Raw genomic sequence first — 12432 nt, forward strand, 5'->3', positions numbered from 1 at the left:
GCGAACTTCGTGCCCACCTCGACCGGCGCTGCGATCGCCGCGACGAAGGCGCTTCCACAGTACGAGGGGCTCTTCGACGGCGTCGCCGTGCGCGCTCCCATCCCCGTGGGCTCGATCGCGGACCTCGTCTTCCTGACCGACCGGAAGACGACCGCCGAGGAGGTGAACGACGCGTTCCGCGAGGAGGCCGCGAGCGACCGCTACCGCGGCATCCTCGGCGCGTCCGACGACGAACTGGTCTCGTCGGACATCGTCGGAGACGACCGCGCTTCCATCGTCGACCTGGGCATGACCCGCGTCGTCGACGGCGACCTTGTGAAGATCATGGCGTGGTACGACAACGAGTGGGGCTATGCGCGGCAGATGATCCGTGAGGCCGTGAGGATAGCGGGGAGCTGAGGCGGTCGCGCGCCCGGCCCGCGAAGTGCCGCGGGGGCGGCTGTTCCGTCGAGCGAGCGACAGCAGAGGAGGTATCCGAGGATGTCCGACGCACTGGTTCGATGGCTCGAGGACGTGGGGTCCGACGACGTGGGACAGGTCGGCGGGAAGAACGCGTCGCTGGGCGAGATGATCCGCGAGCTCAAGGAGGAGGGCGTGCGCGTTCCCGGCGGGTTCGCGACGACGGCCGAGGCGTATAGACGGTTCATCGCCGCGAACGGCATCGAGGACGAGATCCGGGCGACGCTGGCCGAGCTCGACGAGGACCGGGAGAACCTCGATTCGGTCGGACGGTCCGTCAGACGCCTCTTCGCGAAGGGCGAGTTCCCCGATGAGATCGGCGAGGCCGTCCGGAACGCGTATCGTGAGCTCTCGGCGCGGAACGACACGAAGGCGGTCCACGTCGCGGTCAGAAGCAGCGCGACGGCGGAGGACCTTCCGGAGGCGAGCTTCGCGGGTCAGCAGGAGACCTTCCTCAACGTCTCCGGCGCGGACGACCTCCTGGAGGCGTGCCGCAGGTGCTACGCCTCGCTCTTCACCGACCGTGCCATCGCGTACCGGGAGGAGCAGGGCTTCGACCATATGGACGTGGCGCTCTCGGTCGGGGTTCAGACCATGGTGCGGTCGGACAAGTCGGGCTCCGGCGTCATGTTCACCATTGACACGGAGACCGGCTTCCCGAACGTCGTCGTCATCAACGCCGCGTGGGGTCTGGGAGAGAACGTCGTGCAGGGCGCCGTCAACCCAGACGAGTACATCGTCTTCAAGCCGCTGCTCGACGGCGATCACGTGCCGATCGTCGGCAGGCACCTCGGTGAGAAGGAACGGAAGATGGTGTACTCGAAGAAGGGTGCCAGCAGCCCGACCAAGAACGTCTCGACGTCGAAGACCGAGCAGAGCACCTACGTGCTCGCCGACGATGAGGTTCTTCAGCTCGCGCGGTGGGCCGTAGCGATCGAGGAGCACTACGGCCATGCCATGGATATCGAGTGGGCAAGAGACGGCGACTCGGGCGAGATGTTCATCGTCCAGGCGCGGCCCGAGACCGTCCAGTCGCAGAAACAGGCCGGCGCGCTCCACACGTACACCCTCGAGGAGAAGGGCGAGGAGATCGTCAGCGGGCTCGCCATCGGGGAGGCGGTCGCGTCCGGACGCGCGGTCGTCGTGCACGATGTCGAGGAGGGCGACCAGGTCGAGGAAGGCGACGTGCTCGTGACGGGCATGACCGATCCGGACTGGGTTCCTCTGATGAAGCGGGCCGCGGCCATCGTGACGGACCACGGCGGCCGGACGAGCCACGCCGCCATCGTCAGCCGCGAGTTGGGGTTCCCGGCCGTCGTCGGGACCGGCGAGGCCACGGAGCTCATCAAGGACGGTCAGGACATCACCGTGTCGTGCGCCCAGGGCGAGGTCGGGTACATCTACAAGGGGATCCTCGAGTACACCGAGGAGGAGGTTGACCTCGAGAACATCCCGGAGACCGACACGCGGATCATGATGATCATCGCCAGTCCCGCCGCCGCGTTCCGGTGGTGGAGGCTGCCGGCGCGAGGAGTCGGGCTCGCCAGGATGGAGTTCATCGTCAACAACTGGATCAAGGTGCACCCGATGGCGCTCGTCCGGTTCGACGAGCTCGAGGACAGGAAGGCGAAGCGCGCCATCAAGAAGCTGACGCGGGGCTACGACGACAAGACTGAGTACTTCGTCGACCGCCTGTCGCGCGGCATCGCCCGCATCGCCGCGTCGCAGTATCCCGACCCCGTCATCGTCCGGATGAGCGACTTCAAGACGAACGAGTACGCGGACCTCATCGGGGGCGCGGCGTTCGAACCGGAGGAGTCGAACCCGATGCTCGGGTTCCGCGGGGCCTCCAGGTACACGAGCGACCGATACCGCGAGGGATTCGCGCTCGAGTGCCGCGCCATCAAGCGCGCCCGCGAGACCATGGGGTTCTCGAACGTCGTCGTGATGATCCCGTTCTGCCGGACGCTCGACGAGGCCGACCGTGTGCTCGAGGTCATGGGCGGCGAGGGGCTTGCGCGCGGGGAGAACGGCCTCGAGGTCTACGTCATGGCGGAGGTCCCGTCGAACGTTGTGCTGGCTTCAGAGTTCGCGAAGCGCTTTGACGGCTTCTCCATCGGGAGCAACGACCTGACCCAGCTGACCCTGGGTGTCGACCGCGACTCCGAGGAGCTCTCGGACATCTTCGACGAACGGGACGAGGCGGTGAAGCGCATGATCGCGCTCCTCATCGAGCGCGCTCACGCCGCGGGAAGAAAGGTCGGTATCTGCGGGCAGGCCCCGAGCGACCACGAGGAGTTCGCCGGCTTCCTGGTCGGGGAGGGCATCGACTCGATCTCGCTCAACCCCGACAGCGTTGTGGCCGTGGCGCGCCGCGTCGCGGAGCTTGAGAGCAAGGGCGATGCCCGGGGGGGCGAGACGCAGCCCCGTCGTGCAGAGCCTGTGTGAGCCTGCGAGAGGTGATCCAGGATGGCGATCCACATCGACCGACACGTTCCGGGCCCGCTGTTCGCTTTCGAGGACCGGATCCATGCAGGCCGTGAGCTGGCATCGTTCATGGCTCTCGAGCCTGATCCGGACGCTCTTGTGCTGGCGCTGCCCCGGGGCGGCGTTCCGGTGGCTCGGCCGATCGCGGTCGACCTGAGGGCGACAGTGGAGCCGGTCGTCGTCCGCAAGCTCCCCATCCCGGAGTCGCCTGAGATGGGATTCGGCGCGGTCGCGATCGACGGTACGACGGTCCTGAACGAGGGCGTCGTCCGTTCGTTCTCCATCCCGATGGACACCATCGGACGCGTCGCCGGAGAGGTCCGGCGCGAGGTCGAGCGCAGGGCCAGAGAGTACGCGGGCACGACCGAGCCGCCGAACGTCGAGGGGAAGACCGTCTACCTTGTCGACGACGGTCTGGCAACCGGTTACAGCATGCTCGTCGCGGCGCGGATGGTGGCGAAGCGCGGCCCGGCCTCGATTCGGATGGCCGTGCCGGTGTCGCCGATCGCGTCCATCGAACTCGTCGACGGCGTGTTCGACGAGAAGTACTGCCTGCTCGCCCAGGACTCCCCGCCGTTCGCCGTGGCGTCGTTCTACAGGGACTTCCATGAGATGACGGACGAAGAGGTCAGGCAGCACCTGCAGGCGGGAGCGAGGAGCGGCAGGTGAGCGAGACACCCGGCGAGACGGCGGAGCGTACTCTCGAGCTCGCCTGGGCACTCGACCCCGGCGAGGTCGCCGGAGCATTGTCCGTCGACCCCGAGCGCGGCCTCAGCGACAACGATGTGTCGTCACGCCGGAGGGAGCACGGCCGCAATGCGCTCCGGGAAACCGAGCGTGAGAGCGCGTTCGTCATCCTGGCCCGCCAGTTCAAGAGCCTGATCATCATCATCCTCGGCGCCGCGTCGGCCGCCTCGTTCGCATTCGGCGAATGGGAACAGGGGGTCGCCATCCTGGTGGCCCTGCTCATCAACGCCATCATCGGGTTCTTCACCGAGTTCCGCGCCGTACGGTCGATGGAGGCGCTGAGGCGGTTGGGCCGCGTCAGTGCACGTGTCCGTCGCGACGGCACGACCATCGAGGTGTCGGCCGGAGATATCGTTCCCGGGGACGTCGTGCTCTTCGAGGGCGGCGACGTCGTCACGGCCGACGTCCGGCTCATCGAGGCGTCGCGCATGCAGGCCGACGAGTCGGCGCTGACCGGTGAGTCGGTTCCGGTCGACAAGTCGACCGACCCCGTTTCGGAGGACGCGCCGCTCGCCGAACGTTCGTCGATGCTGTGGAAGGGCACGGCCGTCACGAAGGGGTCCGGCGAGGGCATCGTCGTCGGAACCGGAGAGGCCTCGGAGATCGGGCGCGTCGCCTCGTTGGTCAGGGAGACCGAGGACGAGGTGACCCCGCTCGAGAAGCGTCTCGCCGTCTTCGGACGTCGTCTCATCTGGGTGACGCTGGGGATCGCGGCCGTCGTGGCCGCGGCGGGCGCCGTGGCGGGGCGCGACCTCGTGTCCATGGTCGAGACGTCGGTTGCGTTGGCGGTGGCGGCGATTCCCGAGGGACTCCCGATCGTCGCGACCGTCGCGCTGGCGCGCGGCATGTGGCGGATGGCGTCGCGGAACGCCGTGCTCAACCGGCTGGCGTCGGTCGAGACGCTCGGTGCGACGACCGTCATCTTCGCCGACAAGACGGGCACGCTGACCGAGAACAGGATGGTCGTCAGGGAGTACGAACTGGCATCGGGCGGCTACACCCTGACCGACGACGACGCGTTCTCTCAAGGCGGAGAGCCGGTCGAGCCATCGGATGAGCCGCTGCTTCGCGAGGCACTGCAGATAGGTGTCCTGGTCAACAACGCCGCGCTCGGCGGGAACGGCGATGAGCGGGACGAGGAGTGCAGCGGCGACCCGATGGAGGTCGCGCTGCTCAAGGCCGGAGCCGCGGCCGGGCTCGAGCGCGCACACCTGCTGGAGGAGCTTCCGGAGGAGCGTGAAGAGGCCTTCGATCCCGAGGTCGCGATGATGGCGACCTTCCACCGGCAGGACGACGGGTACCTGGTCGCGGTCAAGGGGGCGCCGGAAGCGGTGCTCGGTGTCTCGACGAGCGTACTGACGAGAGAGGGCGAGCGTTCGATCGACGATGCGCGGGACGAGTGGCTTGAGCGCTCGCGCGTCATGGCGGAGGAGGGCCTGAGAGTGCTTGCCCTCGCCCGACGTGAGGTGGGAAGCGATGACGCCGACCCCTACGAGGACCTGGCGTTCGTCGGGCTGGTCGGGCTCTACGACCCGCCCCACGAGGCGGCCCGGGAGGCCATCGAGCGCTGCCGCGAGGCAGGGATCGGTGTCATCATGGCGACCGGCGACCTCCCGGAGACGGCGCGCAGGATCGCGCATGCCGTCGGGCTGACCCGGGAGGAGGACGCGCCGGTCGTGCGCGGTGGCGACCTGGGTTCCGAGGAGGGCCGAACCCAGAGCGGACGCACGCGCATCTACGCTCGGATGACCCCCGAGCAGAAGCTCCGGCTCATCGAGCGGGAGCAGGAGGCGGGAGAGATCGTCGCGATGACGGGCGACGGCGTGAACGACGCGCCCGCGCTCCAGAAGGCCGACATCGGCATCGCGATGGGGCGTCGGGGCACGCAGGTGGCCCGCGAGGCCGCAGACATGATCCTGAAGGACGACGAACTCTCGACGATCGTTGAAGCGGTGGGGCAGGGGCGCGTCATCTTCGCCAACATCCGGAAGTTCGTGATGTACCTGCTGCCCTGCCACGTCGGCGAGATCATCGCGGTGACCGCGGCGTCGCTCGCAGGCGCGCCGCTGCCCGTGCTTCCCCTGCAGATACTCTATCTCAACATCGTCACGGACGTGTTCCCGGCGCTGGCGGTCGGCGTCGGAGAGGGCGATCCGAGCATCATGGAACGACCGCCCCGGGATCCGGACGAGCCCATTCTCACGAGTGTGCACTGGTACGGCGTCGGGGGATTCGGGCTGGCGATCGCCGTGCCCACGCTCTGGGCGCTGTCGCACGCGCTCAACACGCTGGGGTACGAACGTCTCGAGGCGATCACGGTGTCGTTCCTGACGCTGGGCTTCGCATCACTGTGGCACGTGTTCAACGTCCGCGACCTTCGTTCGGGCGTCTTCGTGAACGACGTGACGAGGAACCCGTTCGTCTGGGCTGCCGTCGGGTTGTGCACGGCGCTCCTGGTGGCGGCCGTCTACGTGCCGGGACTGGCCGGGGTGCTGAAGGTCGAACCTCCGGAGCCGACCGCCTGGTTCATCATCCTCGGGATGAGTCTGATCCCGTGGGCGGCGTCGCAGCTTGTGATGCTCTTCGCGGCGCGACGGCTGGATCGGCGACGGCGGACAGACGCGGAGCAGAACGACACGGAATCAACGTAGTGGGGTGAGCCATGGAACAGGGTGGGAACGAAGGCGCCAAGGGACATGAGATCGTAGTGTCGCTCGACCGGGTGACGCTCGAGGGCGAGCTCACCGTGCCGAAGGAACCGAGTGGCGTCGTGCTCTTCGCGCACGGGAGCCGGTCGAGCCGGACGAGTCCGCGGAACCGGGAGGTTGCGCGGGAGCTGGGGCGCAGGGGACTTGCGACGCTCCTGTTCGACATCCTGACGCCCGATGAGGAGGTCGCCGACCAGCGGACCCGCGAGTTCCGCTTCAATATGGCGCTCCTCGCCGGGCGGCTGATGGGCGTCGCCGACTGGGTCACGCACGACCCGGACATCGGCGAGCTCGACATCGGTCTTCTCGGTGCGAGCACAGGCGCCGCGGCCGCTCTGATCGTCGCAGCGGAGGCGCCGACGCTCGTCGGTGCAGTCGTCTCGCGCGGCGGGCGCGTCGAACTGGCGGAGGGCGCGGTGGAGGGCGTGCTGGCGCCGACGCTCCTGCTCGTGGGTGAGAAGGACGAGGCGCTCATCGAGGCGAACAGGAGCGTGCTCGACCGCCTGCCCGTTGAGGAGAAGCGCCTGACCGTGGTCGAGGGAGCGGGGCACCTGTTCGAGGAACCCGGGGCGCTGGAGATGGTCGCCGATTACGCGGGCGACTGGTTCAGCCGGCATCTCTCGACAACGGGGGCCGCGGAGCGCCGTCGAGCCGAACGCGAGTAGCGCGTCGCATCACGTACATCAGAAACCGCGGGAGCGCCCGACAGCGGTGTCCGCGCGGGGGAGGAGCCATGCCGGAACTGCCCGACGTCGAGGTCTTCCGGCGGTATCTGCAGTCGACGTCGCTCAAGCGCCGGATCCGGAACGTCCGGGTCAGCCGGCCGGGCGACATGCTCGAGGGCGTGTCGAGGCGGCGCCTGGTCGACGAACTGACGGGTTCGAGACTGACGACGACGCGCCGGCACGGCAAGTACCTCTTCGCCCGCGCGTCGTCGGGCGGCTGGCTCGTGCTCCACTTCGGTATGACGGGCTTCCTCGACCTCGGAAAGACCGACGAGCTCACCGAGCACTGGCGACTGGTGCTGGAGTTCAGCCGCGGGTACAGACTCTGCTACGACTGCCGGCGGCTCCTCGGCCGTGTGTCGTTCACCGGGGATCCGGACTCGTTCATTCAGGACCTGGACCTCGGCCCCGACGCGCTGTCGGACGCGCTGGACCGGGAGCGGTTCGAGGAACAAGTGATCCAGCGGCGTGGCATGGCCAAGCCGACTCTCATGAACCAGAGCATCGTCGCCGGCATCGGGAACGTCTACTCGGACGAGATCCTGTTCCACGCTCGCATCCATCCGCGGAAGAGGCTCCGGGAGCTCGGGAACAGGAGGCGGTCGAAGCTCTACCGTGAGACGGGGCGCGTGCTCCGCAAGGCCATCGAGTGCCGGGCACAGCCCGACGAGATGCCGCGCTCGTGGCTGACGCCGTGCCGCGGGCGGGACGGTACCTGCCCGGCCTGCGGGGGCAGGCTCAAGCGGTTGACCGTGTCCGGCCGGACCGCGTATGTCTGCCCGAACCGGCAGCGGAACTGAGAGGGGAGAGCGGTCCATGCCCGCGAGGGGGGACATCCACATCGGCACGTCCGGATGGAACTACGGTCACTGGAAGGGACCGTTCTATCCGGAGGACCTGCCGCAGAAGAAGTGGCTCGGTTTCTATGGCGGCAGGCTCAGGAGCGTCGAGGTCAACAACACCTTCTACAGCCTGCCGCAGCACAAGACACTCCGGACATGGACGGACGCGGTCCCGTCGGACTTCGTCTTCTCGGTGAAGGCCAGCCGCTACATCACGCACATGAAGAAGATGAAGGACCCCGAAGAGAGCCTGAGGCGGTTCCTCGATGCTGTTGAGGCTCTCGGCGAGCGACTGGGGCCGGTGCTCTTTCAGCTCCCCCCGTCGTGGCGGGCCGACCCGGAGCGCCTGGAGCGTTTCCTCGAGGCCCTGCCCGGAGAGCTTCGCTGTGCGTTCGAGTTCCGCGACGAGAGCTGGTTCGATAATGACATACTGGAGCTTCTGCGGTCGCACGGGGCGGCGTTTTGTGTTTATCATCTGGCTGGACGGCTGTCTCCGAAGGAGGTCACGGCGGACTTCGTCTACCTCAGGCTGCACGGGCCGGGGGACAGGTACGAGGGGTCGTACGATCAGAGCACGCTGTCCGGCTGGGCCGGCGCGCTCTCGTCGTGGGCCCGCCGGGGACTTGATGTCTACTGTTATTTCGACAATGATGACAGCGGCTATGCCGCACTGAACGCGGTCTCGCTCGCCGACATGCTGGACGCGCGGTAGGAGCGGAGGTGCCCCGCGCACGACGGCGTCGGACGAGGCCACAGACAAAAGGGAGGAGCTCAATGACGAAGCGGATGTTGCTCTCAATGGCCCTTGTCGTGATGCTGGGAACGCTGTTCCTGGCCGGCTGCGCCCAGGAGGAAGAGGTCGATGTGGAACCCGAGGCGGAGGTCATCGCCGAGTTCCCGATCGACGGCTCGCGCGCCGCGGCCGATACTGTGAACGCGGTGATCTTCGATCCCGTTGACTCGGCCGACAACAACGGCGCCTTCAAGATGATCGCTGAGGAGCCGATCACCGTGACGCTCTTCGAGCTGGGCGACGTCGATATCGAGAACGCTCAGGTCAACTACAAGGCGATGATCAAGACCGAGGACATCGAGGGGCAGGTCTATCTCGAGATGATCAGCGTCTTCGGCGAGCATGAGTACTTCTCCCGCGCGCTTGATTCACAGGTGCACGGGAGTGTAGATTGGACTGAGCAGCAGACACCCTTCTACCTGAAGGAGGGTGAGAACCCGACGAACATCAAGCTCAACCTCGTCATCTACGGAACGGGTACGGCGTGGATCGACGACATCACCGTAACGAAGCAGCCGCTGCCTGAGGAGAAGGAGTAGCAGTCCCCCGGGACTCGGCGGCGCGGCGGTCGATGGAAGCGTACGAAGGGAGCAGCAGTGGACGAGAAGAAGCCGACCATCGATGAGGTCAAGACGGAGCTGGACCAGTGCAGCGTCAAGCTGTCCGAGTACCGCGGCAAGACGATGAACGAGAAGCTCCAGGGTGAGTTCCAGAAGGCCGAGGAAGGCCTGAAGGCCTGCCGCCTGATGGTGGACGAGATCGAGGGAAAGAGCGGAAACGAGACGCTCGACAGCCAGCACGCCGTCGTGACGAAGCTCCGCGACGTACGGAAGTCGCTCCGCCACCTCGGAATGAAGTTCACGTAGGTCCTGGGAGAGGCCCCGGGCACGCTTCGGGGCCTCTCTTGTCGTAGTGCCCGACGGCCGGTCCCGCGCAGCCGCCCGCTCAAAGCCCCCTGAGCGCGGCCGCGCCGTGCACCGGGCGTCTGCATCGTCCCCCGCGCAGCGACATCCGCCAGGGAGAAGTCGTGGCCGGCAAGGTCGTTCAGATCAACCGCGCTCCGGTGCTGACCCTCTGGGCTGCGGTCGTCGCCGAGCATCTCGGCTACGACCGGGACGAGGCGCTGACCTTCGGGAGGGCCGTGGCGGGTCTGAACGCGCAGTCGAAGGGACGGCGACTCGGTATCTTCAAGCCGAGCAGGGAGAAGGGGAAAACCCCTGAGGAACAGCGGCCCGGCGAGGTGTTCCGGGTGGAGGTTCTCGGCAGGGCTGTTCCGGCCGTCGAGACCGACGACGGCATCCGCGCGGTCAAGAAGGACAAGGAGATCGACCCCGAGAAGGTCCGGGATTACCTCGAGCGCAAGTTCGGAGAGGACCTCGATGACGTCCGCCGGGCTATGGACGACCTCGCGTCGTCCCTGGACGGGGAGGAGCTGGCGGAGCGCGCCTACGCCCTGTACGAGTCGTTCCGTCCGGACATCCCATCCGGGAGGAAGGGGTGGGGTGCGAAGGGCGACCTCGACCTCGGCTTGATCAGGTCGCTGGAGTAGCTACGGGCCCCGCCTGTCCGCGAACCGAGTTCCCCACTGGAGTACCCGATGCCAAACGCCATGCGCACGATGAGCGCGTTCTGCGGCGACGTCCTCGGTTCGTCGCTGCAGCACCTGAAACGTGAGCGCGTGCCTGAGGCGGCGGCCACGATCGCCTTCTACACGATCTTCTCCCTCTTTCCCGTTCTGCTGATTCTCGCGGCGATCGGCGGGTCGCTCGTCGAGACGCTTCAGGCCGAGGAGGAGATCCTGGACATCATCGTCAACGCGTTCCCCATCGAGCGCGAGCTCATCAGGAGCAACGTGACGAGGCTGGTCAACTCGCGCGGCGCCGTCGGGCTGGTCGGTATCCTGACGCTGCTCTGGGCTGCGACGAGCGCCTTCGACGCATTGGTCCGGAACATCAACCGGGCGTGGGTCGGCAGCGTCCAGCGTGGGATACTCAAGACCCGGCTGACCGCACTCGCCGTCGTGGGGGGACTGGTCGGGCTCCTCGCCGTCTTCCTGCTCGCGCGGGCGGCCATCGGCGTTGTGACGAAGCAGGTCCCGACGCCGGCCGCCGATACGTTCGTCTCCGCGCTGCACGGCATCCCCTCGAACCTCATCTTCTTCGTCGTTGTGTTCCTGATCCTGCTGGCGCTCTACCGGCTCGTGCCGAGCACGCGGGTCCGCTGGCTGGAGGCGGCGGGTGGAGCGGGGGTCGCCTCGGGCGCGTTCGTGGCCGCGACCGGAGTCTTCAGCTGGTATCTGGGAAGCGGCTTCGCACGCTACAACGTCGTCTACGGTTCGCTCGGCGCGCTCCTGGCGTTCCTGTCGTGGGTCTACATCGTCTCCATGATCACACTGGGCGGCGCCCACGTCTCCGCAGCCATCGCCGCGTGCGTGCGGGCGGGCGACACACACCTTCCGCAGGAGCCGGAGAAGGTGGGCGGCGACGACGCCACGAAAGGGAGCGACCAGTCCGCGGAGACGGCGGATGCCTCCGGCGGAATCGAGCGTTCCCCTCACTGAACCGCGGTCAAATCGTCCCCGGCTCTGAAGGCCCCCCTCACTCCGTCTCGCTCTTGACTCACTTGCCGAACGCAAGGTATAGTGGAATGGCGTGCACCTGCATCCGCAGGTGGCGCCCGGGACCCAGCTCCTCAGGGAAGTCCATGATATGCCTTTGAAGCCGAACCGGCTGTTTCTTCTCCATGCGCGCGCCGACGACCCCGGCGGCAGCGGCGGGTCTGACGGCGATGCTGTGCATGCCATCTCCGACCACCAGCTTCTGAACGATGAGCTGTCGCTCCGTGAGGACGGCGTCCGACCCCGTCCGCGGGTCAAGCTGCTGGACCGCGTTCGCCGGGCCCTGCAGTCGAGGCATTACAGTCGCCGAACCGAACAGGCGTACGTCGCCTGGATCAGGCGCTTCATCGTGTTCCACGACAAACGTCACCCGTCGACGATGGGGCCGTGGCACGTTCGGGAGTTTCTGTCGCACCTGGCCGTCGACCGCCACGTCAGTCCGTCGACGCAGAACCAGGCGCTGTCCGCGATCGTGTTCCTCTACAAGGAGGTTCTGGAGCAGGACATCGGGTGGATCAACGATGTCGTCCGGGCGAAGAAATCGAAGCGACTGCCCGTGGTTCTGTCGCGGGCTGAGGTAAGACAGGTCCTGGCACGTCTTGACGGCGAGCGCTGGATCGCAGCCGCGCTTCTGTACGGCGCCGGACTCCGCCTGAAGGAATGCCTCGAGCTCCGGATCAAGGACATCGACTTCGAGCGCGGCCGGATCATGGTCAGGGCAGGGAAGGGCGACCGTGACCGGGCGACGGTTCTGCCGAAGGCCGTCGTAGCGCCGCTCAAGGAGCACCTCTCGGAGGTTCAGCGACGCTTCGAACAGGACCGGGAGCTCGGCGACATCCGTGTGACGATGCCGGCGGGCCTCGAACGGAAGTACCCGAACGCCTCGCGCGAGTGGGGATGGCAGTTCCTGTTCCCGTCGTCGACCCTGTGCGCCGACGACGCCGGGCGACCGCGTCGGCACCACGTGCACCGGTCCTCGGTCCAGCGCGCCGTGAAGGAGGCCGTCGCGGCCTCCGGCGTGGCGAAGCCGGCGAGCTGCCACACGTTCAGGCAC

Annotated in this window: 12 protein-coding genes; all 12 read left to right on the forward strand. The window is 67.3% G+C overall.

Annotated features, from left to right (window positions below):
• On the forward strand, positions 1–399 hold a 399-nt coding region (locus tag GF405_05030; GenBank protein MBD3367523.1), incomplete at its 5' end, for a type I glyceraldehyde-3-phosphate dehydrogenase.
• A gap of 81 nt (positions 400–480) precedes the next feature.
• Entirely contained in the window at positions 481–2907 is a 2427-nt protein-coding gene (gene ppsA, locus GF405_05035; GenBank protein MBD3367524.1) for a phosphoenolpyruvate synthase, read from the forward strand.
• 21 nt (positions 2908–2928) lie between these two features.
• Positions 2929–3615 (forward strand): phosphoribosyltransferase, encoded by a 687-nt coding sequence (locus GF405_05040; protein MBD3367525.1) that lies wholly within the window; start codon positions 2929–2931, stop codon positions 3613–3615.
• A complete protein-coding gene (locus tag GF405_05045; GenBank protein ID MBD3367526.1) occupies positions 3612–6344 on the forward strand; it encodes an HAD-IC family P-type ATPase in 2733 nt (910 codons plus the stop codon). The genes GF405_05040 and GF405_05045 overlap by 4 nt, the downstream gene beginning before the upstream one ends.
• An 11-nt stretch (positions 6345–6355) precedes the next feature.
• Positions 6356–7066, forward strand: a complete 711-nt coding sequence (locus tag GF405_05050) for a hypothetical protein (GenBank protein ID MBD3367527.1) — start codon at positions 6356–6358, stop codon at positions 7064–7066.
• 68 nt (positions 7067–7134) lie between these two features.
• On the forward strand, positions 7135–7926 hold the full coding sequence (locus GF405_05055) for an Fpg/Nei family DNA glycosylase (protein MBD3367528.1): 792 nt from the start codon (positions 7135–7137) through the stop codon (positions 7924–7926).
• Between the two features lie 16 nt (positions 7927–7942).
• Positions 7943–8680, forward strand: coding sequence for a DUF72 domain-containing protein (locus GF405_05060; protein MBD3367529.1), 738 nt, complete (start codon positions 7943–7945; stop codon positions 8678–8680).
• Positions 8681–8742: 62 nt separating this feature from the next.
• Positions 8743–9300, forward strand: a complete 558-nt coding sequence (locus GF405_05065; protein ID MBD3367530.1) for a hypothetical protein — start codon at positions 8743–8745, stop codon at positions 9298–9300.
• A 57-nt stretch (positions 9301–9357) separates the two neighbouring features.
• Entirely contained in the window at positions 9358–9627 is a 270-nt protein-coding gene (locus tag GF405_05070) for a hypothetical protein (protein MBD3367531.1), read from the forward strand.
• 161 nt (positions 9628–9788) lie between these two features.
• Positions 9789–10310 carry a hypothetical protein gene (locus tag GF405_05075; protein MBD3367532.1) on the forward strand — a complete coding sequence of 174 codons (522 nt, stop codon included), beginning with the start codon at positions 9789–9791 and terminating at the stop codon, positions 10308–10310.
• A 48-nt stretch (positions 10311–10358) separates the two neighbouring features.
• The gene (locus tag GF405_05080) at positions 10359–11321 is read left to right on the forward strand and encodes a YihY family inner membrane protein (protein MBD3367533.1); all 963 of its coding nucleotides are present in this window, start codon (positions 10359–10361) and stop codon (positions 11319–11321) included.
• A 148-nt stretch (positions 11322–11469) separates the two neighbouring features.
• Positions 11470–12432 (forward strand): integron integrase (locus GF405_05085; GenBank protein MBD3367534.1); only part of this gene is annotated, 963 nt, incomplete at its 3' end.

The organism is Candidatus Effluviviaceae Genus V sp. (assembly GCA_014728125.1).
GTDB lineage: Bacteria > Joyebacterota > Joyebacteria > Joyebacterales > Joyebacteraceae > WJMD01.